Source organism: Rhodococcus sp. NPDC060084 (assembly GCF_042730335.1).
In the GTDB taxonomy this organism is placed as follows: Bacteria; Actinomycetota; Actinomycetes; order Mycobacteriales; family Mycobacteriaceae; genus Rhodococcus.
This window is the reverse complement of the sequence record NZ_JBHWWX010000035.1, coordinates 1-23922: the sequence shown is the minus strand read 5'-3', so window position 1 is coordinate 23922 and position 23922 is coordinate 1. Positions and strand designations below refer to the sequence as shown.

General features: G+C 65.8%; 22 protein-coding genes and 1 riboswitch. Of the genes, 6 read left to right on the top strand and 16 right to left on the bottom strand.

What is annotated here, in order from left to right:
• Positions 1-58 precede the first annotated feature (58 nt).
• On the top strand, positions 59-550 hold the full coding sequence (locus ACFWBU_RS16595) for an inorganic diphosphatase (protein ID WP_169622806.1): 492 nt from the start codon (positions 59-61) through the stop codon (positions 548-550).
• Between the two features lie 108 nt (positions 551-658).
• Here ACFWBU_RS16595 and ACFWBU_RS16590 read toward each other — a convergent pair whose 3' ends face one another.
• Positions 659-1489 carry a crotonase/enoyl-CoA hydratase family protein gene (locus tag ACFWBU_RS16590; protein ID WP_169622807.1) on the bottom strand — a complete coding sequence of 277 codons (831 nt, stop codon included), beginning with the start codon at positions 1487-1489 and terminating at the stop codon, positions 659-661.
• 103 nt (positions 1490-1592) lie between these two features.
• Here ACFWBU_RS16590 and ACFWBU_RS16585 point away from each other — a divergent pair, with 103 nt between their 5' ends.
• Positions 1593-2066 (top strand): YbaK/EbsC family protein, encoded by a 474-nt coding sequence (locus ACFWBU_RS16585; protein WP_169622808.1) that lies wholly within the window; start codon positions 1593-1595, stop codon positions 2064-2066.
• A gap of 227 nt (positions 2067-2293) precedes the next feature.
• The gene (locus tag ACFWBU_RS16580; protein WP_378528765.1) at positions 2294-2812 is read left to right on the top strand and encodes a winged helix-turn-helix domain-containing protein; all 519 of its coding nucleotides are present in this window, start codon (positions 2294-2296) and stop codon (positions 2810-2812) included.
• Positions 2813-2868: 56 nt separating this feature from the next.
• Here the strand turns inward: ACFWBU_RS16580 and ACFWBU_RS16575 are convergent, their stop codons facing one another.
• Both ACFWBU_RS16575 and ACFWBU_RS16570 read right to left on the bottom strand, forming a co-directional pair.
• The gene (locus ACFWBU_RS16575; RefSeq protein WP_296551667.1) at positions 2869-3462 is read right to left on the bottom strand and encodes a hypothetical protein; all 594 of its coding nucleotides are present in this window, start codon (positions 3460-3462) and stop codon (positions 2869-2871) included.
• Between the two features lie 196 nt (positions 3463-3658).
• Positions 3659-4972: an aminotransferase class V-fold PLP-dependent enzyme gene (locus ACFWBU_RS16570; protein WP_378528764.1), complete on the bottom strand. Its 1314-nt coding sequence runs from the start codon at positions 4970-4972 to the stop codon at positions 3659-3661.
• Positions 4973-5041: 69 nt separating this feature from the next.
• Positions 5042-5158, bottom strand: a riboswitch (SAM riboswitch).
• A gap of 217 nt (positions 5159-5375) precedes the next feature.
• Here ACFWBU_RS16570 and ACFWBU_RS16565 point away from each other — a divergent pair.
• Both ACFWBU_RS16565 and ACFWBU_RS16560 read left to right on the top strand, forming a co-directional pair.
• The gene (locus ACFWBU_RS16565) at positions 5376-9281 is read left to right on the top strand and encodes a Pls/PosA family non-ribosomal peptide synthetase (protein WP_378528763.1); all 3906 of its coding nucleotides are present in this window, start codon (positions 5376-5378) and stop codon (positions 9279-9281) included.
• The gene (locus ACFWBU_RS16560; RefSeq protein ID WP_378528773.1) at positions 9266-10627 is read left to right on the top strand and encodes a M1 family metallopeptidase; all 1362 of its coding nucleotides are present in this window, start codon (positions 9266-9268) and stop codon (positions 10625-10627) included. The genes ACFWBU_RS16565 and ACFWBU_RS16560 overlap by 16 nt, the downstream gene beginning before the upstream one ends.
• Positions 10628-10662: 35 nt before the next feature.
• Here ACFWBU_RS16560 and ACFWBU_RS16555 read toward each other — a convergent pair whose 3' ends face one another.
• The 10 genes from ACFWBU_RS16555 to ACFWBU_RS16510 all read right to left on the bottom strand — a co-directional run bounded on the left by ACFWBU_RS16555 (position 10663) and on the right by ACFWBU_RS16510 (position 20927).
• Positions 10663-11292, bottom strand: coding sequence for a hypothetical protein (locus ACFWBU_RS16555; RefSeq protein WP_206038966.1), 630 nt, complete (start codon positions 11290-11292; stop codon positions 10663-10665).
• Between the two features lie 33 nt (positions 11293-11325).
• Entirely contained in the window at positions 11326-12612 is a 1287-nt protein-coding gene (locus tag ACFWBU_RS16550) for an MlaD family protein (protein ID WP_378528762.1), read from the bottom strand.
• Entirely contained in the window at positions 12609-13688 is a 1080-nt protein-coding gene (locus ACFWBU_RS16545) for an MlaD family protein (protein WP_240955239.1), read from the bottom strand. Before ACFWBU_RS16545 ends, ACFWBU_RS16550 begins: the two co-directional genes overlap by 4 nt.
• A 20-nt stretch (positions 13689-13708) precedes the next feature.
• Positions 13709-14815 (bottom strand): MCE family protein, encoded by a 1107-nt coding sequence (locus tag ACFWBU_RS16540; protein WP_378528761.1) that lies wholly within the window; start codon positions 14813-14815, stop codon positions 13709-13711.
• The gene (locus ACFWBU_RS16535) at positions 14812-15861 is read right to left on the bottom strand and encodes an MCE family protein (RefSeq protein WP_378528760.1); all 1050 of its coding nucleotides are present in this window, start codon (positions 15859-15861) and stop codon (positions 14812-14814) included. The genes ACFWBU_RS16540 and ACFWBU_RS16535 overlap by 4 nt, the downstream gene beginning before the upstream one ends.
• 5 nt (positions 15862-15866) lie before the next feature.
• Positions 15867-16904, bottom strand: a complete 1038-nt coding sequence (locus ACFWBU_RS16530) for an MlaD family protein (protein ID WP_296551678.1) — start codon at positions 16902-16904, stop codon at positions 15867-15869.
• Entirely contained in the window at positions 16901-18205 is a 1305-nt protein-coding gene (locus tag ACFWBU_RS16525; protein WP_378528759.1) for an MlaD family protein, read from the bottom strand. Before ACFWBU_RS16525 ends, ACFWBU_RS16530 begins: the two co-directional genes overlap by 4 nt.
• Before the next feature lie 3 nt (positions 18206-18208).
• Positions 18209-19063: an ABC transporter permease gene (locus ACFWBU_RS16520; RefSeq protein ID WP_169622819.1), complete on the bottom strand. Its 855-nt coding sequence runs from the start codon at positions 19061-19063 to the stop codon at positions 18209-18211.
• On the bottom strand, positions 19064-19897 hold the full coding sequence (locus ACFWBU_RS16515) for an MlaE family ABC transporter permease (RefSeq protein WP_378528758.1): 834 nt from the start codon (positions 19895-19897) through the stop codon (positions 19064-19066).
• A 400-nt stretch (positions 19898-20297) separates the two neighbouring features.
• Entirely contained in the window at positions 20298-20927 is a 630-nt protein-coding gene (locus tag ACFWBU_RS16510) for a TetR/AcrR family transcriptional regulator (protein WP_378528757.1), read from the bottom strand.
• Positions 20928-21131: 204 nt separating this feature from the next.
• Between ACFWBU_RS16510 and ACFWBU_RS16505 the strand changes: the two genes are divergently transcribed.
• Positions 21132-21845, top strand: coding sequence for a cytochrome P450 (locus ACFWBU_RS16505; protein ID WP_378528756.1), 714 nt, complete (start codon positions 21132-21134; stop codon positions 21843-21845).
• 538 nt (positions 21846-22383) lie between these two features.
• Here the strand turns inward: ACFWBU_RS16505 and ACFWBU_RS16500 are convergent.
• The 3 genes from ACFWBU_RS16500 to ACFWBU_RS16490 all read right to left on the bottom strand — a co-directional run.
• Positions 22384-23031, bottom strand: a complete 648-nt coding sequence (locus ACFWBU_RS16500; RefSeq protein WP_378528755.1) for a 3-oxoacyl-[acyl-carrier-protein] synthase III C-terminal domain-containing protein — start codon at positions 23029-23031, stop codon at positions 22384-22386.
• Between the two features lie 273 nt (positions 23032-23304).
• Positions 23305-23667 carry a nuclear transport factor 2 family protein gene (locus tag ACFWBU_RS16495; protein WP_378528754.1) on the bottom strand — a complete coding sequence of 121 codons (363 nt, stop codon included), beginning with the start codon at positions 23665-23667 and terminating at the stop codon, positions 23305-23307.
• Between the two features lie 23 nt (positions 23668-23690).
• The coding region (locus tag ACFWBU_RS16490; protein ID WP_378528753.1) for a hypothetical protein at positions 23691-23922 on the bottom strand (232 nt) is incomplete at its 5' end.

Here is a 23922-nt window from a genome sequence, read left to right as displayed (position 1 = left end):
ACCGCAGATACGGATGTCGTATCGGCGAGCGAAAACACCGACGAAGTGAGGCAAGCGCGTGGAGTTCGAGGTCACCATCGAGATCCCCAAGGGGCAGCGGAACAAGTACGAGGTCGATCACGAGACCGGCCGCGTCAAGCTCGACCGCTACCTCTACACCGCGTTCGGGTACCCCGCCGACTACGGGTACATCGAGAACACTCTCGGTGAAGACGGCGATCCGCTCGACTGCCTCGTACTGCTCCCCGAGTCGGTGTACCCCGGCGTCATCGTCGATGCCCGTCCGGTCGGCATGTTCAAGATGGTCGACGAGGCCGGTGGCGACGACAAGGTTCTCGCGGTCCCCGCAGGTGACCCGCGGTGGGATCACATCCAGGACATCGGCGACGTGCCGCAGTTCGAACTCGACGCGATCAAGCACTTCTTCGTGCACTACAAGGATCTCGAGCCGGGCAAGCACGTCGAAGCCGCGGACTGGACGGGCCGCGCCGACGCAGAGGCCGAGGTCACTGCCTCCATCGCGCGCTTGAAGGACAACGGCGGCCACTGAGCCTGCCGCAGAACACCTGAGTGTCCTGCAACGACGAATCTCCCGGATGATCCACGGATCGGCCGGGAGATTCGTCGTGTCGGGGGTGTGCCGGGGTACCGGCCGTCGTCACTGTCCCTTGAACTCGGGCGGGCGCTTCTCGAAGATCGCCTTGATCGCCTCGCCGAGATCCTCCGAGGGCAGGAACGCCGCATTCCATGCCGCGACGTAGCGAAGGCTGTCGTCGACCTGCGCCGAGCGGCTGTGGTCGAGGACGTCCTTGATCCCGTGCACGACCAGCGGCGGGTTCGCCGCGATTTCCGCAGCGGTCCGGTGGGCCGCGGCGAGGACGTCGTCGGCGTCGGCGAAGACGTCGTTGACGAGACCGATCTTCTCGGCGCGCGCAGCGTCGATGTCCTTGCCGGTGAGGGCGAGTTCCCGGACGTGCCCGTCACCGATGATGTACGGCAGGCGCGCGAGGGTGCCGACATCCGCGACCATGCCCACCTTCACTTCGCGGACGCTGAACTTGGCGTCGGCGCTCGCGTAGCGGATGTCGGCCGCGGTGATGAGGTCGACACCGCCGCCGATGCACCAGCCCTGGATCGCCGCGACGACCGGCTTGCGGCAGTCGGCGACGGCCGTGATGGCTGCCTGCATACGCTTGACCATTCCGTGGAACTCGGTGCGCGCCTTCGCGCGGGCACCGTCTGCGAGGACCGCCGCGAGGTCACCACCCATCGCGACGAGGTCGAGGCCGAACGTGAAGTGTTTGCCGGCGCCGGCCAGCACGACGGCACGCACGTCCGGATCTGCGTCGAGTTGGGCGAACAGGACGGGCAGCTCGGACCACAGGTCCGGGCCCATCGCGTTGCCTTTGCCGGGACCGATGAGCGTCACCTGGGCGACGTGGTCCTTGTGCTCGACGGTGAACGCTTTCCAACTGGTGTGATCGGTCATTACTCGAGAGTAATGACCCTCGTCGGCGAGCACTGCCACCGCCCCGAAACTCCTCGGGCGTTTCGCGTATTCGTCCCCGATGAGCAGGTCCTACTCTTGACTCATGAGCAGGTTCTGGCACCCGAACGTGGCCCGTGTCGCCGACACGCTCATCGCTCGTGGACACCACGGGCTCATCACCAGGCAACCCGACTCCGTGACCACCGCGGAACAGGCCGCGGCGGCGGTGGGAGCCGACGTGGGCTCCATCGTGAAGTCCCTGGTGTTCCTTCTCGACGACGAACCGATCCTGCTCCTGGTGTCGGGCGCACACCGGGTCGCACTCGACCGCACCGGCGAGCGCCTCGGCGGCACCCTGGCGCCGGCACCCCGCTCGGTGGTCGTCGAGGTCACCGGCCAGCCTGTCGGTGGTGTCGCCCCGCTCGGACACCCCACCAACCTCCCGACCTACATCGATCGGTCACTGAAGGACCACGCGGAACTGTGGGCGGCGGGTGGATGCGCCAACACGCTGTTTCGAACCACGTACCGCGAACTGATGCGCGTCACGGCGGGAATCGACGTGGACGTGGACTGAAGGGGTACCGCTCGGCTACCACCCGAAGTGCCACGCGCGGTACACTTCGACTCATGACCGACCGAGCGTGGAGCCGCAGGCACGTCGACCTGTGCCGCACCCGCTCGAGCCTGTGTGCGCGCTGAGATACGCACCAGCCCTTCTCCTTTCCCGGCAACCGCGATAGTCACCCGCGGCATATGCGTCATGCGGCGCGCCGATGTCCATTCTCCGAGCGGAGTCTTCGAATGACCACCGACCACCTCGAACGCGCAACCGGCACCTCCTCAGTCGATGAGCCGGAACTCGTTCTCATCGTCCAAGTTTCGGACACGGGCGCTGTCCACCCCGGCGACCTCGCGGCACTCGCCGACGCGCTCCGCGAAACAGCGACCGGCCTTCTTCCCGGCGCACGCACCCACACGCTCCTCAGCCCGGGGCCCGCACCGCTCGTGGTGGACCTGCCCGCTCGCGGCCTGGTGCTCGACGGCAGCCGAGTAGAGCTGAGCCACACCGAATTCGAGATTTTTTCGTATCTCGTCGATCGCCCTCACACAGCGGTTCCCCGATCGACTCTGCGTACCCTCGGTGCCGGCTACATCGATCCCGAACGCGGCAACCGGGGCGTCGATGCACACGTCTCCCGTATCCGGTCGAAACTCGGCAGGTTCGGCGACATCGTCACCACTGTCCGAGGCGCCGGCTACCGCTTCGACCCCGACGCGCGCGTCCACGTCGTCACCCCTCTCCACCGACGAAGCGCCTAGAGCACAAGCGAAGGGGCAGGAGAAATCTCCTGCCCCTTCGCTCGTCCCAGTTCGGCCTACGACGCGCGTGCCGCGGGACCTGCCCCTTCACCGAACCGTCGCAGAACCTCCACAACAGTCGGTGACACCGTCAGCAGTCCGCGGGCTTCGAGCCACGGGAGCGTGCCGTCGACGAGATGTTCCACCGTGAACGGCGCCGTCGACGGAATCAGCGTGACGCCGTCTGCCACCCCGACGGAATGGATGTCGGCGATCAGGCTCGCGAGCCCGTGCGGCGTTCCCACATAGGACAACGTGCTCGGACCCCGACGGGCAATCCCGTCGGTCCGAGCGTGGCGGATCCGCGCGGCACGTGCATCGGGATCGACGACCACCTCGAGGTCGACGAGCACCGTCACCGCGTCGGGGTCGCGGCCCTCCGCGACGGCCTCGGTACGGATCCGGTCGCGAATCTTCGCTGTTTCCCGCAGGTCTGCGGCGCGAACCCGGATTACGTTGCCGGACGGCGCGGCAGGGTCGAGCGGAGGATCGTCGGGACGGCCGACGGTGAGATCGGCCCAGTAGTCGGGTCCGGATTGCCCGGAGAGTTCGACCGCGACGCGCAGCAACCGCCGCGTCCGGTCCCGGTACGTGGAATCGGTATCGGACATGAGTAACCTCTCGAATGAGCCGTGATGCGGCAGCAGCTGAAAAGCGCGCGGAGAGAACTCAGTCCGGACAGGTACCGGAGGCGGTGCGGCACAGATCGACATGCCGGCGGCACCAGTGCGCCGTTGCAGTCGCCTCCGAGGTCATGACGAGAACCCTACCTACCCCATGGGGAATTGTCGACCACAACACTCACACTCAGATGCATTGCGACGCACCCTCTCCCGACTGCGCGAGTCCGGGCCGGGTTTCCGGTGCCGGGCTCCACACGCCGCCGGTCTTCGCGTGCGTCCACGCAGGTCCTTGCGCGACCAGAGTGCGCAGCGCGGCGAGCAACCGGTCCACGTCTGCCGACGAGCTCCCCAGCCCCAGCGACGCGCGCACCGCCCCACCCGGGCGTCCCACGCGTGCGAGCAGCGGGTGCGCGCAGAAACGCCCGTCGCGCACTCCGATTCCGTGCTCGGCCGAAAGGTACGACGCCACCTCACCCGGTTCGTATCCATCCACGGTGAAGGTCACGATGCCGACGCAGTCTTCCGAGTCGTCCCACAACTTCAGGATCTCGACGCCCTCGATGCCGCTCAATCCGTCGACGAGCAGGCGGCACAGTTCTTCCTCGTGCCGCGCCGCGGCCTCGGTGTCGAAACCGCCGAGGGTGTCGCATGCCGCGGCCAGGGCGGCAACCCCGAGTACGTTCGGTGTTCCGGCCTCGTGTCGCGCAGGGGCACAAGCCCATTCGGCACCGTCGAGAGTCACCTCGCGCACCGCGCCGCCACCGGCGAGGTACGGCTCGGCGGTGTCGAGCCAGTCGCGGCGTCCCACGAGCACTCCGGCGCCGAACGGGGCGTAGAGCTTGTGACCGGAGAAGGCGAGGTAATCGATTCCGTCGGCGGTGAGATCCACGCTGCGGTGGGGCACCAACTGCGCACCGTCGACGAGAATCCGCGCACCGCACGAATGAGCGAGGGCGGCGAGCTCGGAGATCGGCAGCACTTCACCGGTCACGTTGGAGGCACCCGTGACGGCGAGCAGCGCGGCCGGCGCCCGGTTCAGCTCCTCGGCGATACGCTGCACGGTCTCCGCGATCGAGTCGGCCGCCACGACAACCCGGGAGTTCTTCCACGGGAGGAGATTCGCGTGATGCTCGATATCGAGCACCACGACGTCACCGGGCACCGCACCCGCCAGCAGGTTCAGCGAATCGGTCGTGTTGCGGGTGAAAACGACGACCTGATCGGTGCCGGCACCGACGAAGCGCGCCACCGACTCTCGCGAATCCTCGTAACTCGCGGTGCTCACCCGCGAGGCGTATCCGGCGCCGCGATGGACGCTCGCGTAGTACGGCAGCAACTCGGCGATGCGTTCGGTGACTGTGGCGAGAGCGGGTGCACTCGCCGCGTAATCGAAGTTGGCGTAGGTGCAGGTGCCGCCCTGCACGAGCGGCACCTGCACATCACATCCGGAGACGTGTGCGAACGGCGCGATGCAGGCGGTGGCAGATGCAGCAGTCATGACAAAATCCCTCGTCGATCCAGGGACCCGTCGGTAATCGCCACGACGAAGGGAAACGATCGCCGGCGGAGTCCGCGCTTGCCGTGTCCGGTATTGGAATCACAGCCAGGTCGTCACCCGGAGCACCCCACCGCGGAGGAGGGTTGCCGACCAGCAAGCCGGGGCTCGATGCTGGTACTCATGACCTGCCGAAGAGGATTGCAGTCGGGCGGTCCCGTGTCAAACCGGATGTGGTGCGCCGACCGCGACAGTGCGGACGAACGCCGCGGACCTGCCGAAATACCGCCTCCGAGTCGGGCGGGGCGCGACACACCCGGGCCCTGCGATGTGCCCCGACGTTCACCTCGTGTCCACTTGAACGTGAGATAACCGGAGCACCATCGAGTAGAAGGACGCCGCGGACTTGCCTGCCCCACTCCCCGCTGAACCCCGCAGCTCTGTGATCCCCGCAGAGTTTCTTCGCGCGTCACACGCACCGCCGGCCCGCACCCTCGTCGACATCCTGCGCGCGACCGCCGAGGCGCATCCCGACGCACCGGCGATCGACGACGGCACCGGCGTCATCGGCTACGCGGAACTACTCGAGAAAGTCCGGGTAGGCGCGTACGCCCTCCTCGACGCCGGGGTCGGTGCGGGCGATCGGGTCGGGGTTCGGATGACCTCGGGCAGAGCCGAACTGTATGTGACCATCCTGGCGATCCTGGCCGCGGGCGCGGCCTACGTTCCCGTGGACGCCGACGACCCGGACGAACGCGCCGACCTGGTGTTCTCCGAGGCCCGGGTGACCGCCGTCGTCACCGACGACGGCATCGGTCCCGGTACCGCTCCCGTACGGGCCGACCCGCCGCTGCGCGGTCCACGGCTCGAGGACGATGCGTGGATCATCTTCACGTCGGGGTCGACCGGCACTCCGAAGGGTGTGGCGGTGACCCACCTCAACGCCGCCGCGTTCGTCGACGCCGAAGCGCGATTGTTCTGCCGAGACGCTCCGATCGGGCCGGGAGACCGGGTACTGGCCGGCTTGTCGGTCGCATTCGACGCCTCGTGTGAGGAGATGTGGCTCGCGTGGCGCCACGGCGCGTGCCTGGTGCCCGCTCCGCGCTCATTGGTCCGGTCCGGCATGGACCTCGGCCCGTGGCTGATCTCGCGTGACATCAGTGTCGTCTCCACCGTGCCGACCCTCGCCGCGATGTGGCCGGCCGAATCTCTCGAAGCGGTGCGGCTGCTCATTTTCGGCGGCGAGTCCTGCCCGCCGGACCTCGTCGAACGGCTTGCCGTTCCGGGACGAGAGTTGTGGAACACCTACGGTCCGACGGAAGCCACCGTCGTCGCGTGCGCCTCACTCATGGACGGCTCCGGGCCGGTCCGCATCGGGCTGCCCCTCGACGGCTGGGATCTCGCTGTCGTCGACGCCGAGGGCAACCCCGTCGCCGAGGGAGAAGCCGGTGAACTCGTCATCGGCGGCGTGGGACTGGCGCGATACCTCGACCCGGCGAAGGACGCCGAAAAGTACGCGCCCATGCCGAGTCTCGGATGGTCGCGCGCCTACCGCAGCGGTGACCTCGTCGTGCTCGACCGGCAAGGACTGCTGTTCCAGGGGCGTGCCGACGATCAGGTGAAGATCGGCGGACGCCGCATCGAACTCGGTGAGGTCGACAATGCCTTGCAGAACCTGCCGGGCGTCGCCGGCGCCGCCTGCGCCGTCCGTACGACGGCGACGGGACACTCGGTTCTCGTCGGCTACCTCGCCTCGACGGACCCCGACTTCGATCTGGCGGCCGCGCACGACCTCCTGTCCGAGCAGCTTCCTGCCGCCCTCGTGCCCCGGCTCGCCCGGGTCGACGAACTCCCCACCCGAACCTCGGGGAAAGTGGACCGCAACGCCTTGCCGTGGCCGCTCCCCGGCGCAGACGCCGACTCGATCGACGCCCTCGGTCTCGACCCCACCGCCGCGTGGCTGGCGGGGTTGTGGACGGACATCCTCGGCGCTCCCATCGACGGCCTGGACGACGATTTCTTCGAACTCGGCGGGGGTTCGCTCGCAGCCGCCCAGCTCGTCACCGCCATTCGTGCCCGCTACCCGGAAATGACCGTCGCACAGCTGTACGACCGGCCACGCCTCGGGTCCCTCGCCGTCTACCTGGACGAACTGGCTCCGACGACCGCTGCCACGCACCGCGTGGTCGCTCCGGTGTCCCGTCGCGCACAGTTCGCGCAGATCGTCGCGACCGTGCCGCTCATGACGCTCACCGGACTGCAGTGGGTCGTCTGGCTCGCGATCCTCAACAACGTCGTCAGCCTGGTCGTCGACGTGCCGTGGACGGTTACCCTGTCGTGGTGGTGGACCGCGTTCGGTGCCGCCCTGTTCCTTACCCCTCCCGGGCGCATGGCGCTTGCCGTCGTGGGAGCGCGGCTGCTGCTCCGCGATGTGGTTCCCGGAAGTTACCCGCGGGGCGGCTCGGTGCACCTGCGACTGTGGACGGCGCTACGCCTGTCCGACGCCGTCGGAGCAACCAACATTTCGGGCGCCCCGTGGATGCGGAACTACGCTCGTGCCCTGGGAGCGAAGGTGGGACGAGATGTCGACCTCCACAGCCTTCCCCCGATCACCGGGCTCCTCGAACTCGGCGACGGCTGCTCGATCGAACCCGAGGTCGATCTGTCGGGTCACTGGATCGACGGCGACCTCGTCCACATCGGCACCATCCGGGTGGGTGCCGGCGCGGCCGTCGGTGCCCGCTCGTTCCTCGCCCCCGGTGCGCGCATCGGCAAGAATGCCGAAGTCGAGGCCGGCTCCGCGGTGTTCGGGCGCGTGAAGTCCGGGCAGCACTGGGCTGGGTCGCCGGCCAAGAAGATCGGCAAGGCCGACCGTCCCTGGCCCTCGGAGGCACCACCCCGCGGAGCCCGCTGGATTCCCGTCTACGCCTTGACCTCCGTCCTCCTCGGCGGCCTGCCGATCGCGTCGATCGCGGCAGGTGTCGCGTTACTCGTGTGGTGGGTGCGCGACACCGCGACCGTCGCAGACGCCGTTCCCCGGTCCCTGGCGATGCTTCCGGTCGCGGCGTTGCTGACCATGTTCGTCTTCGCACTCACCACGCTGATCGCCGTGCGACTGTTGTCGATTCGTATGACGGAGGGCTGGCATCCGGTCCGGAGCCGCGTCGGCTGGCAGGTGTGGGCCACCGAGCGTCTGATGGATTCGTCGCGCACCTTCCTCTTCCCGCTGTACGCGTCGATGCTCACGCCGGGCTGGCTCCGGCTCCTCGGCGCAGACATCGGCAAGGACGTCGAGGCGTCGACGGTGCTCATGGTGCCCAAGTTCACGAAGGTCGCCGACGGAGCCTTCCTGGCCGACGACACGATGGTCGCGTCGTACGAACTCGGGGGCGGCTGGCTCTACATCTCGCACGCGAAGGTCGGAAAGCGGGCGTTCCTCGGTAATTCCGGTATGGCGGCGCCCGGCCGTCGTGTCCCGAAGCACGGTCTCGTCGCGGTCCTCTCGGCCGCGCCCCAGAAAGCGAAATCGGGGTCGTCCTGGCTCGGCAGTCCCCCGGTGCGACTGCGCCGCGCTGCGGGTGACAGCGATGCGAGCCGCACCTTCGCACCGTCGCCGAAGCTGCGGATCGCCCGCGGTCTCGTGGAGACCTGCCGGCTCGTTCCGATGATCGTCACGTTCGGGATCGGGCTGGGAGTCCTCTTCACGCTCAACACGCTCGCGTCGCACTTCGGGTACCGGATCGCCGTCCTGCTCGGCGGTGTGGTGCTGATGGCCGCCGGCGCGGTCGCGTGCCTGGTGACGATCGCGGCGAAATGGCTGATCGTGGGGCGCATCGGCCGAGAAGAACATCCGCTGTGGAGTTCATTCGTGTGGCGCAACGAAGTATCGGACACCTTCGTCGAGACCGTCGCCGCGCCGTGGTTCGCCCGCGCGGCGACGGGCACCGCGGCCACGAACCTGTGGCTGCGCGCACTCGGTTCCACGATCGGACGCGGAGTGTGGTGCGAAAGCTACTGGCTGCCCGAGGCGGACCTCGTGACGCTGGGCGACGGCGCGACAGTGGAACGCGGGTGCGTTGTACAGACACACTTGTTCCATGATCGGATCATGGCCATGGACACCGTGACGCTCGGCGCCGGCGCGACCCTCGGCCCCCAGTGCGTCGCGCTACCCGCATCGGGGATCGGTGACGGCGCCACTGTCGGACCCGCATCTCTGGTGATGCGCGGCGACGTCGTGCCACCGTCGACCCGCTGGCAGGGCAACCCGATCTCGGCGTGGACGTCCCCGGGCGACTGGTCACCGCGGTGAAACCGATCAAGGCCGCGAAGCCGGTGCCGCCCGTGACCGCCGACCGTCCCCTCGACCCGTACCTGCCGACCAGCGGCAACCGTGGCTACCGCGTGTCGCGGTACGAACTCGATCTCGCCTACAAGATCATGGCGAACCGGTTGGAGGGCCGGGCCGTCATCATCGCGACGACCACCGATGTGCGGGGAAAGTTCGCACTCGACCTCGCACCGTCGATGCGCGTGTCCAAGGTGACGGTCAACGGGCGACGACCCGCCAAGTTCGTGCACCGCGGCGGCAAGCTCACCGTCACCCCCGCGGACGCCATCCCCGCGGGCGCGGTGCTGACCATCTCCGTCCAGTACGCCGGCACCCCCACACCGCTCCACACCATGTGGGGTGATGTCGGGTGGGAGGAACTCGAGGAGGGCTCGCTCGTCGCGAGCCAGCCCAACGGCGCTCCGTCGTGGTTTCCGTGCGACGACCATCCCGGATCGAAAGCGACCTACCGCATCTCGATCACCACGGACGCGCCGTTCCAGGCGATCGCGAACGGAACGCTCGTCCACAAGACGACCAAATCCAGCCGGACCACGTGGGTCTACGAGCAACCCGAGCCGATGGCGACGTACCTGGCGACCGTGCAGATCGGGCACTACGAGATGCGCGCGATCGCGTCGTCGCCGGTGCCGCAGTACGCGGTACACCCGGCACGCCTGCGCGACGCGTTCGACAAGGACTTCGGGCGGCAACAGGAGATGCTCGAGTTGTTCACGCGCCTGTTCGGCCCGTACCCCTTCGCGCACTACACGGCCCTGGTGACCGACGACGACCTCGAGATCCCCATCGAGGCGCAGGGTCTGTCCACGTTCGGGGCCAATTTCTGCGACGGGCACAGGACCGAAGAACGGCTCGTGGCACACGAATTGGCTCACCAATGGTTCGGCAACAGCCTGACTCTGTCTCGCTGGTGCGACATCTGGCTCCACGAAGGTTTCGCGTGTTACGCCGAGTGGCTGTGGTCCGAGAACTCCGGTGGTCCGTCTGCCCAGGCCCTCGCGGCCGACGCGTATCGCGGCCTTTCCCGCAAGCCCCAGGACATCCTCCTCGAGGATCCCGGCGCGAAGGACATGTTCGACGACCGGATCTACAAGCGCGGAGCGCTCACCCTGCATGCGTTGCGCCTGACTCTGGGCGACGACTCGTTTTTCACGCTTCTCCGGACATGGACGTCGGAACATCGCCATTCCAACGTCACGACGACACAATTCAAAGATCTCGCTGCTCGCTTCTCCGACACCTCGCTGCGCCCCCTGTGGGATGCGTGGCTGGGCCAGAAGGAACTTCCGGCACCCCCGAGAATCTGATCGGCGGAGAATCTGATCGGCGGGGACGGGACGGTTCAGGGCAGATCGACCTGCGACGCGAGCCAGCGACCGTCGACCAGTTCCATGGTCATCACGACGCGGCTGCGGTCGAGCCGCGGCTCGGGAACGAGTGCATTGGTCACGGACTGGTCGATGAACAACAGCACCTCGACCTTCGTCGGTGTCGCGGACTTGATACCCGACTCCACGACGACACCCTCGGCCTGCGCCTGATTGTCGATCAGCAACTGCCGGAGTTGCTCACTCGACTCCGCGTACATCTTCTCGAACTCGCCGGTTGCCCCGTCGAGGACTGCGGCGAAATCACTCTCGAGGTCGGCACCGACCGAGGTGAGGGTGACGGCGTACTGCCGTGCGACGTCGGAGGCCTCACGGGCTGCGCTCTCGACGGCCTTCGCGTCGCGCAGTTGCACACCGAACACCGCGGCTGTCGCAGTTGCAGCGAGTGCGAGAACCACCAGCACCGCGAACCCTGCCCTGCGGAACGTCCGGGATACCGACGGCCGCCCGTCCCCGGCGGGGTTCGCCGGTGTCGTGCCGTCCGCCTGCGTATCCGGTGATTGGGTGGCGGTGGCATTTTCGGTGACGGTGGCCCTTTCGGTGCCGGCCACGTCTTCTCCGACTGTCGCGATCTCGGTACTCATGTGCGTTCTCCATTCGGGCTGTCGGTAACCGGCTCAGTTGACGCTTTCCCAGTGCATGGTCGGACCGCCGTATTCGAGCGGAACCGTCCGAGGCCCGATGGGAGTCGGATCTGCGCGCCGAAGCGGATCTGCACCCGGCGGCAATCCGGCCGCACCTTCCTCTCCCACAGGGCGCGGCGCATTGCGCGCGCCCCGAACGAGAGTCGACGGATCGGGGTTGTTGCAGTACGTGTACAGAAACGGCTCGGGGAAACTCGGAATCGTCGGCGACTCACGCGGCAGGTCGTAGTCGCACGAATATCGAGGGTAGATGTTGACGAGAGCCCAGACGCCGTCGTCACGGAACGCCGTCATGAGCGCCTCCAGCGTGGACCCGTCCCGCTCGCTCGGGAAGAAGAACTCTTCGAGCGCGGGCACCCTCACGTACGCCATCTGCGCGACGGTGGTGAGATTGCCCAGCAGCTGCACCATCGTGGGCGAATTCTCGGCGATGATCGCGTCGGCCGCCGCCATCGTGTCGGGAGCCGTCTGCACGAACGACCGGAATCCCTCATCCATCGATTCGATTCCACCGAGCGTGTGCTCCATTTCTGCCGACACGGCCTGCAGGCCGGGCGCGGCGTCGGCAAGCGTCCCGAGCACGACCTTCCCGGTGCGCAGGAGCGTGCCCGTCTGCGGCAGCACTCCGTCGAGTGCCGAAATGAGAAACGTGCCGCCGTCGACGATGTCGGACAGTTTCCGGGGTCCTTCCGGTCCGACACCGAGTTCGTCCACGATGGTCTGCAACGACGCCGGATCGATTTGCGCGAGCATGCCGTCCATGTCGTGCATGAGCGCCGACAACGGGACGGGCGTGGTGGTGTCGTCCGACGAGATGTCCGCTCCGTCTTCGAGATACGGACCGTCGTCGGTAGTGGGCCGGAAGTCGAGATACTGTTCGCCCGCGAGCGACAGTCCCGCCACCCGCACCTCACCACCGAGAGGAATCCGGGTCCGGGAATCGATTTCCGCCAGCACGACAACGCCGTCGCCGGTCAGGTCTACGGAGGTCACACGTCCGACGGGTACACCACGGAGGGCCACGTCGCGCCCCGGAAGGATGCCGCCGGAATCGTCGAAATGGACTCGTACGCGGATCGTTCCGCCCGACAGCCCCATTTCGAAGACACCGAACACCAGATAGCCGACACCCAGGACTCCGGTCATCACGAGTGCCGCGAGCGACAACCCCAACCGATGGGCGTTACCGATGCGGACCCCGGACACCACCCCGCCTGCAACCACGTCCGGTACTCGCCGCACTCCTGGCCGGTGGGTCATCCTCCCGCCTCCAGCCGGCCTTGCAGACGTGTCAGTGTGTACGTCAGCGTTCCCACGAAGGCTTGCCAATCCGTGTCGTCGGGCAACCGGCTTCCCGGATCGCCCGGGTGCCCCGGAATCGGCTCGGATCCGATCACCAACTGCTCGAGGTCCGCGTCGGTGTTCGCCGCCGTGCTGCTCGTGACTTTCATGATCGGTGCCAGCAATCTGTTGACGGCGGAGAGCTCGGCCTCCGGATCGGTCGCCGCCGCATTCAGCTCTGCCGCAATGCGGTTGATGTCTGCGATCATGCTGCGGGTATCGGTGTCCTGCACCGCCGGAAATCGCTGGATCTGCCGGCTGATGCGGTCGACTTGCGAGACCAGATCGAGCACCTGCGACGTCTCGGCGGCCACCACGTCCAGTGCGGGCCGCGCCGCGAGTACGACGTCGTCGATCGTCGACCGGCGCTCCGAGATCGTCGTGATCAGTTGATCCGTACGGACGAGCGTCTCCTCGATCTCGTCGGTACGTCGTGCGATCAGCCCGAGCAGTCGCGTCGATTCGTTCACGAGATTCGCGAGGTTGTCGCCACGTCCCCCGACCGCCTCCCCCAGACCGTTGACGATCTTCGTGAAATTGCGGAGGGCACCGCCGTTGACGAGAACCGATGCAGTGGAGAGCAATTCCTCGAGGGTCGCTGCCGCCGAGGTCGAAGACAGCGGAATGGTGTCGCCTTCCCGGAGTGGCGTGGCGCCGGTGGCCTCGGGCGGCGGCTGCAAGGCCACGAACACATCGCCGAGGGGGGTGGCCGAACGAAGTTCGGCGGTCGTACCTGCCTCGACGGTCACGCCGCTCGCGATGCGCATCGTGACCACCGCTGTGTAATCCTGCACCACCATCGACGCGACTTCACCGATGTCGGCTCCCGACAACTTCACCTTTGCCTTCGTCGGCAGGTTCAACGCGTTCTCGAAAGTCGCGTGCAGTGAATACGACTCGCCGCCCACTCCCGGTTCGGGCAGTGGAAGATCTTCCAATCCGACGGAGCATGCCGTCGTGGCGAGCACCGCCGCCCCCGTACCCACGACCGCCATCCGGCGCCACCACGAGCACATCATCTCGGAAGCCCCGCGATTCCCTCGAGCATCGAGGCGATCCCGAATCCCGGACCGAAGTCCTTCAGGGTGCCCGTGCTGCACCCGAGGTCGCGCATCTCGAGAAGAGTGCATACCTGGGACACGAGTTCTCCGTCGAAAAAGACCTTCTCGAGTTGCGCGTGTACCCGGGCGGCCCCGGTCTCCTGATCGATCGCGTTGTACGCGTTGTCCATCAGCAGCGGCGCAAGATCGAGAAACTCGCCGACCTCGTTGCGGTAATCGGCGAGCGCACGGGTGACGGTCTCCGCATTCGTCATCGTGGAGCGAATGGGTTCACGGTTGTCCTGCAACAGAGAGGTCGCCTGCGCGAGAACCTCGTTGATGTGCGTGCCGGTATCCCCCCACCCGAGATTCGACTCGGCAAGCACCTCGCTCAGCCTTCGGGTCGCCTCTCCGAACTCTCGGATATCCGCGTCGTTCGCGGCGGCGGTGCTGCTCAGGACGGAGAGGTTGTCGACGATCGCGGTCAGTTGGTTTCCGGTTGCGGCACCCTGGTCCGAACTCAGCTTCATCGCTTCGGACAGCCTCCCGAGTGCACTTCTGATCCCGACTCCGTTCCCCGCGGTCATGCCGACGCCGAGGTCGAGCAAACTCGATACCGGACCGTTGCCCTCACCGTCACCCTCGAGTTCCAACGCCATCGTGTCGGCCATCGCCAGCAGTCTGTCGAACTCGATGGGAGTCCGGGTGCGGTCGAGTTCGATGGTGTCGTTGTCCTGCAGCACTTCCCCGCCCGCGTAGACGGGAGTGAGTTCGACATGCCGGTCTGTCAGCACCGAGGTGGACACGGCGACCGCCTGGACGTCCGCCGGGATGTCGGTACCGCCGTCGATCTCCATCGTGACGGCCACGTGAGTACCCCGGGCCTCGATGGTGGTGACCCGGCCGACCGCAATGCCGAGTACCGCGACCTCATTTCCCTCGTAGAGTCCTGCTGCACTGTCGAAGCGCGCGGTGACGGTGATCGAGTCCGGTTCGGCCGATACGCGGCCGGCAACGACAGCAGCTACGGCGACGACCATCGCGGCGATCACCACTGTGACCAGAACGGTCCTCGATCTCATTCGCACTCCCCGAGGTAAGCGGTCAGGCTGGGGTCGCTGGTGTGACCGGCCAGAGCGCACATCCACGAATCGATCATCGGCCCTGCCGGTGCGGTGAAATCGACCTCGTTGGCCGTCCCCGACGCGTTCGCGAAGTTCCTGATCGGTACCGGAAGGATCTGAAGGATGTTGCGGAACAATGCGTCGTTGTTGCTCAACGTGTGCAGCAGCCCGCTGAGGCTCGATATGAGCGAGTCGATCTCCGTACGGTCGTCGACGACGACCGAGTGAAGGACCTCGACCAGTTCCGCCGTCGAGGTCAGCAACCGCTGGATCAGGTTCTGCCGGGACTCGAGTTCGTGCATCAGATCACGACCGTCCCGCACCAGGGAACCCAGACTGTGTTGCTGCGCGCGCACGATGCTCGTCATCGACGCGGTGGCTTCCAGGATCGACCCGATCTGATCGCGTCGATCGGCGACGGTGCCCGACAGGCTCTCGATATTCGCCATCACCTGAGGCAACAGCGCGGGAACCCCGTCGAGTTCGGCGGAGAGCGTGTCGAGTGTCGTGCCCAGCCGTTCCGCGTCCACGTGCTCGAACGTCGTGGTTGCGTCGGCCAGGACGGCCTGCAGGTCGTAGGGGACCACGGTGTTCGAGAGTGGAATCCGGTTGTCCGGTAAGGGTGTTGCACCGGCCGGACGAAGTTCCACGTAACGGGATCCGAGCAGTGTGGTGAGCTTGATCGAGGCGATCGTGTCGACGCCCAGATGCACACCCCGATCGATGTCCATCTCGACGAGCACGTGTTCTCCGTCGAGCCGGGTGGCTTCGACCGTCCCGACCTGGATACCTGCGATCGTCACACCGTCACCGGGTGTGATCCGCGCGGCCTGCGCGAACTCGGCTTCGTACCGCACCGAGCCGAACCCGGCACCGGAGACGACCACGGTGGCCGCCAGTGCCACGATGATGGCGAGGACCGTGAGGGTGCCCAGCAGGAGCGGACTTCGGTCCTCGAGCGTGGGCTTCCGCGCTCGCGTGGTTGCCGTCTTCTCCGGCATCATGCGCATCACCCGCACACCGGGGAGTACGTGGCACGGCCCTCGGGCGTGGCCTGCGCGACGAGCGTCGGAATGACGTTGCTCAGAGCGGGTATCAGCGTGACGTTGAAGTTGCACAGGTACGTGCTGAGATAGCTGCCGTCCTGGCTCACCCGGGCGAGGCCCTTGAGCAGCGCCGGCAGGTTCCTCCCGAAATACTCGAACTCCTCCAGGTTGTCCATGTAGTGCTCGGTGAATCCAGGCTCCCTGGCAAGCATGTCGTGCAGATCGGGCTGTATCTCCGCAGTCAGAGTGGCAAGGCGGTCGACGGTCGTGGCGATCGAGTCCATCGACTCGATCGTCTCGGTGCGCCTCGCCGACAGTTCCGCCAAGATCGCCCGCGCGCTGCCGATGACGGAGTCGACGTCCCCGCTCTGCGTCGCCAGATCGTTGATCACTCCGTCGAGATCGACGATGATGTCGCCGAGAATCCTGTCCGGCTCGGCCAGGGACTCTGCCAGACGGGATGTTTCGGCCACGAGCGTGGTCACGGATCCGGCGTCGCCCTGCAACGCAGCGATGATCGCTCCGGTGATCTCGTCCACCTGCTCCGGATCGAGAACGCTGAAGAGGGGTTCGAAACCGTTGAGCAGCACACTGATATCGAAGGACGGCTCGGTTCGCTCGAGCGGTATCTCGGTGTGCGCGGGAAGCGGGGTCGCGGACCCGCCGTCGCCGAGCGACAGACCGAGATACCGCTGGCCGATGATGTTCTGATAGGTGATCGCGGCTTCGGTGTTGTCGTACACGACCTGATCCGACTCGATGCGGAAGGCAACCCGCGCAACCGTGTCGTCGAGTTCGATCGAATCGATGCGGCCCACCCGGACACCGGCCATCCGCACGTCGTCTCCCACCCTGAGCCCGGACACGTCGCTGAAGACCGCGCTGTACGGTGTCGTCGAGCCGTTCACGCCGCGCTGGAGGGTAACGAGCACCGGCCAGGTCAGCGCGATGGACACGATCAGGAACAGGCCCAGGCCTATCAACGGTGTGCGGTAGCTCATCTCGGCGCTCCGTCCGCGTCGGGGATGATGCTCACGACGGCTCCACGCGCCACAGGGCCGAGAAGCAACTCGGCTGCGGCCGACGCATCGCCTCCGAGAATCTTGCCGAGGAGGTCCTTCTCCTGCTCGCCGCCGACCGGACCGACGTTTCCACCGACCGGCACGGTGCTGACGATCGGCGGCTCCCTGTCCAGGGACGAGATCGGCGGCGCTCCCGTGTCCGGTGCGGTGGCGCAGCTCGCACCTGCGAGGTCACCGTAGCGAGGACAGTCGGCTCGTGTGTACATGCGGTGCGGTGTGAACTGGAAGATGAACTTGCCCATCCCCCGCTCCTCGCCTTCCGGCCAGAAACTCTCGAACCATTTGTCGGAGATACGGCGCATCCTCACGGTGATCGGCGTGAACGCGGACGACCCGTCCGCCACTACGCCCAGTACAGGCGTCAACGCCGCCGTAACCCCCATCACCGTGTCCGCGTGTTTCTCCATGCCCGTTGCCAGCGAGGACAGGGTGTCGGCGCCGGCAGCGAGGAAGGTGTCCAGTTCGGCCCGCTGCTCGGTGATCGTGCGCATCGGAACGACAGCGTGATGGACGGCGTCGAGCAGGTCCGGCGCCGACTCGCTGAGCCCCCGCACGGCGTCCGACAGGGCAACCAGTGTCGACGGTCCTCCGTCCGGCGTGAGGACGGCTCCGACCTCCCGCACAATTCGGTCGAGTTGCGCCCCGGCGGTGACGATGTCGTCTCCACGCCGGTCGGTGGCCTCGGCCACGGCGGCGAGAACACCGAGAGTGTGCTGCATTTCGGCTCTCGCTGTCGCGGCTGTGATCTCGCGAAGCTTCGTCAGTGCGGTCTGCAACTGCACGGTCGACAAGCTGGTGTCCTGGAGGATCGTCGACCCGTCGTGCAGCGGTGGCGCCGCACCGTTGTCGACAAGTTGGACCGACGACACGGCGAAGACATTGCTCGGCACGACGCGGGCCGTCACACTGCCCGGAATACTCTGTGCGTACTCGGGTTTCAACGACATCAGTACGACCCCGGCACGCTCTCCCTCGGGCCGGCGAACGTCGCTGACCTCCCCCACGAGGACCCCGCGGAACTTCACGTCCGAACGGGCAGGCAGACCGTCCCCGATGTCGGACAATGCCGCCTCGACGTCGACCGTCTCCGTGAATCTGCCGTCGACCTTCACGCCGACGAGGACCACCAGCGTCACAGCGACGAGCAACGCGACGGCGCCGGCAGCGAACAGCCTGGCGGGGGTCATCTGCCCGGTATCGCTTTCCAGGATGATCGCCATCCGCTATCCCCCCAGCCTCGCACCCGACCCGATGCCCCACAGCGCGACCGTCATGAGGAGATTGACGACGATCATCGCGGAGATACTGGCGCGCATCGCGCGACCGGCAGCGGTGCCTACGCCCTGCGGGCCCCCGGAGGCATAGAACCCGTAGTAGCACTGGATCGTCGTCGTGATGATGACGAAGACAATCGTTTTGAGCAGCGAATAGAAGATGTCCGTGCCGCTGAGCACCAGGGCGAAATAGTGCTCGTACGTCCCCGACGAGACACCTCCGGTGAAACCGATGACGGCTTGCACCGCAACGTAGTTCACCGTGAGACACACGAGGTACAACGGAACGACGGCCACGACCGATGCGAGTAGCCGGGTGGTGACGAGGTACGGGATCGAGCGGATCGCCAGTGATTCCATCGCGTCGATCTCCTCCGAGATCCGCATCGCACCCAATTGCGCGGTGAACCGGCAACCAGCCTGCGCCGCAAATGCGAGCGACGCCATGATCGGTGCGAGTTCCCGGGTGGTCGCAGTCGACGCCACCATTCCGGTCGCAGGCTCGAGGCCCAGCAGATGCAGTGCGTTGTAGCCTTCGATCGCCACGATCGCTCCGGCGGACGCTCCCAGGACGATGATCACGCCTGCGGTGCCGCCGCCGACGACGAGCGACCCGTTTCCCCACGTGACATCGGACAGGATGCGCAAGAACTCTTTTCTGTAGTGACGCAGCGTCACAGGGACGGCCGCGACCGCGCGGAGCAGGAACACGACCATGTGCCCGAGACGCTGAATCGATCTGGCCTGTGCCCTGCCTGCGACGACGAACGGGCGCGTGCCGCGAGGCACGTACCGGGAGGCCACTCAGAACCCCGTCCGCGGGAACAGCAGCACATACACCTGCGTGAAGACGACGTTCACGATCATGAGCAGAAGGATCGAGGCAACGACGGTCGCATTGACGGAGTTGGCCACTCCCGCGGGCCCGCCCCGGGTCGACAGACCCTTCTGGCACGCGACGATGGCGACGATGGCGCCGAACACTGTCGCTTTGATCATCGTCAGCACGAAGTCCCCGATGGTCGCGAACGAGGCGAAAGTCGACACGAAACTACCGGGGGTGCCGTTCATGACGAACGCGTTGAAGAGATAGCCCGAGAGAAATCCTACGAAGCACACCAGCCCGGTCAGGGCGAGCCCGACCACGACGGCAGCGACGAGGCGTGGAACGACGAGTCGGCGGATCACCGACAAGCCCATGACTTCCATTGCGTCGATCTCGTCTCGGATCTTTCGGGACCCGAGGTCCGCGCACACCGCTGAACCGGCCGCGGACGCCATGAGCAGGGCCGCGACCATGGGCGCTCCCTGTTTGATGACTGCCAGGCCGCTCGCCGCACCGGCAAGAGAGGTCGCGCCTACCTGACCGGCCAGCAAACCGAACTGGATCGACAGAGTCACGCCGATCGGCACTGCGACGAACATCGTCGGCAATGCCGAGGCCGAAGCCATGAACGCGGCCTGCCGAACGAACTCCACGAACGGAAACCGCAGAGTGAAGACATCGATGAACAGATACTGGACAGCGCGGAAACCCAGGACGAATTGGCCGCCCACGGTCTCGAGTGCGGCAATCGGGTGACGACGAAGGTATCCCCGTGCCCAACCACCGATCTCGTTGACCGCGGGCGTCGCCATCACCGCTCACCTTGCGTTCCGGCGCCGACCGGACCAGAGCTCAGCGGGAACCGGCAGCGCGACGCCGATCTCGAAATGGTCTGTGCCACGGCCGTTCCCCCTCGACAGTGAGAAAGCGCGTGCGCGGCGTTCGCCGGCACACCGAAAGCATCATCGAAAAGCGCTGCACGCGTAGGCATATCGGAGAAACTCGCAAACCGGAGCGATTCTCGGGCATATCGATTCGGGCGACGACCGTCGGGTCACCGACACGACGGCGCGCATCCAGGGGCAGGCTCGACGACCCGCGGGCGACCGGACGTCGAGACGAGATCTTCCCGCTCATCAAGGTAGAAGACAATTCTCATTCATGCAATGGATGTTTTCGAATTGCTTGCCGGCGGTGGGCGCGCCGTCGGCGTTATCGCAGGTCGGAGCGACCGCGCACGTTGCCGATCGCCCGGTCGGCGGCCTCGTTCTCGAGGACTCCCAGGCACCAGTCGATGAGCTCGATGGTTTCGGCATGCCCCGCGGTGACGCCCAATGCCTCCTCCATGACGACGACACGGGAAATGCTCGTCATCAGGACCGACACCACCACGGCCGGAATCCTCGATACGTCGTACTCGGTGCGTGCGAGAACCTGCTCGGCCGCGGCCAGCTGACCCACGCGGAACAGTTCCGAGTAACGCGCGATTTCCGCACGCAAGGCGGGACGATGGCGGGCCAGCGCGATGAACTCCATGGTCACCGCAACGCCGGTCGAGTCGGTACTGAAGTTCCACAACGCCCGCAGGGGGTGGGGCGCGTCCAGGATCGCTGCCTGGATCTGCAAGCCTTCTTCCGCACGACGCCGAAAGACCTCCATGAAGAGGTCATCCATGGTGCGGAAGTAATAGTGGACCAACTGCGGTTTGAGTCCGGCCTTCTCTGCAACCCGGCGCGAAGTAACTGCGGCGTAACCGCTTTCCACCATCAGCTGCTCCGCTGCGTCGAGTAGCACCGAACGATTCTTCGCGTCCGGTGCACCTATCCGCCTGGACGACGTCATGCCCCACCTCCGTTTCGCTGCGGCAGGTCGCCGGTTCGGGCCATGGTAGCCGCGCAAGGATTGTGTCCTTGACCACATTTACGCTTCCATGCTATCCATGTATCCAGCACTGCTAGGCAGGCGCTCAGCATCGGGCGAGGCTGACGTTGATCGGTACTACCGCAGTTGTGCACGTTCCCGTGCGCACGACGTCAGGAGACCCGATTGAACGACTTCGACTCGAAGGACTTCTTCACCGACCCGTCCTTCATTCCCGATCCACACCCCTACTTCGACCATCTCCGGTCCAGGTGCCCCGTGCAGTTCATCGAACCGCGCGGCGTTGTGGCGGTCACCGGCTTCGACGAATGCCTTGCGGTTCTGCGCGATACGTCGACGTACTCGAACATCAACGCCGCGACCGGCCCTTTTCCCGGTATGCCCTTCGAAGCAGACGGTGATGACATCACCGATCAGATCGAGCAGCACCGGCCCGAGATTCCGCTCAACGAGCACCTCGTCACCATGGACCCGCCGAAGCACACCCGGATCCGCAGGTTGCTCGGTGGTCTGTTCAGCCCGAGGCGACTCGAGGAGAACGAAGAGTTCATGTGGCGGCTCGCCGACCGCCTGATCGACACGTTCCACGGCGCCGGCAAGGTCGAACTGCTCAACGAATACGCGCAACCCTTCGCGCTGTTGACCATCGCAGATCTCCTCGGTGTGCCCGAGGCCGATCACGCCGCATTCGTCGCGCACCTGTCCACCCAAACTCCGGGCGCGATGGCCGAAGACGGCGCACTCGGCGCCAATCCTCTGGAATTTCTCGATTCCAAGTTCTCCCGCTACATCGAGTCCCGACGAGAGGAACCTGCCGGCGACGTCCTGTCGATACTCGCCGAGTCGACGTGCTCTGGCCGTATCAAGCGTCGGGTGTAGCGAACCAGCGAACAACACAATGTCGTCGGACCAAGAGATGAACGACTGCAGATCGGTGGACGGGACTCCGAACATGGTGCCAATGACCGCGGCAGGGAACGGTTGCGCGAAATCAGTCATGAAGTCCCCAGATCGCCGAGTTGCCATCTCTGCGATTAGGTCAACGGCAATCTGAGTGACCTTCGGTCGCAACGTCTCGATCAGCTGGCGTGTGAAGCCCTTGTTCATGAGCTGTCTCAGCTGGCGGTGCGTTGGTGGGTCCTGCAGCACCACCCAGCCCGCGACCGATTGGTTGAACGGCTCGAGTTCGGCACGGTTCTCCTCAGGGAACTGTGCAACGAAACCCGGGGCCTTCAGCGCTGCGGAGAACCGGTCGTCTCGCAGTACGTTGATTACGTCCTCGTACCTGGGCACGAACCAGGTACGACCGGTGTTGGCATCGGACAAGTGGATCGGTGCCGTCGCCCGCATGTCCGCGTAAACGGAGTAGGGGCTGCGCATGAACTCTGGGGTAATCTGCATGTTTCCCCGACCTCCCTTATTTGACAATCTGTCGCAAACCTAAGACGCCCCAACTGAACGGGCCAGTAGAGAGAACCAGCACTCGGTCGCCGGGATTGATGGCCTCCCCGTCGTGAAGGTCCGCAAGGTTAATGAGCCCATCGGCGGTGAAGACATGACCGTGCCTGGCGATGGTTCCCCTGAACACTCGGTCACGCGGGATCATCGCCGTGTCGGCGAAGTCGTCGAGTGTCGTGGCACTGTAGTTGTTGGCGACGAGCCACTGATATGAGTCCAGCCGGATCCCACTCACGTCAGAGAACTGCGTCAGGGCGCTGCGAACCCCCGCCATGAACCGAAAGTACTCCCGCAGCCCGGTCAGGCGCTGCGCCTGCGCTGCACCTGGAGTAGCTGCATGCCCGATGCCTTCAAGGACATACCCCTCACCCAATGCGGTAGATGCCAAGCAGGCCGCAGCGCCGTCGCCGTTGACCGTCACTCCGTTGGGCATCGCGCGGAACTCACCGTGACGTTGGGGCACTGCGTCTGTGACCACGATGAGCACGGTACGCATTCCACTCCGCAGCAGTCCCCGGGCAAGGCGCACAGCGCCGACTAGGTTGCCCGACTCGCCAAGCCACACGCCGACGAAGGGCACACTGGCCAATCCGAGACGATCCAACATCGCGGGCACAGTCACAGCGCCGTCAGGTTCACCCCCGGTGCGAGCACGTACCGTACACCACTGCGTCGACGGAATCGGCAGACACGTCGAGCTTGTGCAGCAGTGCTGCAATAGCAGCGCCAGCGAGCTCGGACGGCGGCTTGTCCGACACTGAACACAGATCAAACCCATAGGAACGCAGCCGATCAGCGAGTGCGCCCGCCCCCGCTACCTGCTCCACGGGTTGAAGGTCCCCGACAGCATAGACCGGTGGAGTGATGATGATTGCAGCCATTAGGCGGCGGCGCTGTAATGCGCCAGAACCTTGGTGATCAGACCGTCATCACCGACGAACAGGACCTCCGCTACCATCCGGCCACCGACACTGCGCATGTAAATCGTCACCGTGTCCACGCAGCGCAACACATCCACGACCTCGAATCGAAGGTCCGGATTCGCAGCTAGCGCCGTGCCGAAGTACTTCTCGAGCCCGTCATGACCTTGGACGACGTCACTCCCCATAGTCTGTCCGGCGAAGGGTGACACGAGCTCGATGTCCGGGGAGTACAGACGGACGATCTGCTCCAGGTCATGGGTGTTCCAGACCTCAATATGGTGCCGGACGAAGGTCTGGGCGTCATGATCAGTCCATGCCATTGTCAGGATTTTCCTATTCTGAGTCAGAGCTTGCGGAGAACGGTAGAGCTGAAAAGATGATTAGCGCCAATGCCGATGGCTAGGGCGCGCTGTCCTTGGGTCATGGCACCGGTCTTGTCGAGAGTCGCGAGCGTGATGAGCTGATCGTGCGCGAAGCAGTTGGCAGGTCCCCGATAGTCGGTCCGGTCGGTTCTAGAGCCGATTCCTACTTGCAGTCGATCAGTCGATCTCACACGCCACCGGCTGGTGCCGGTG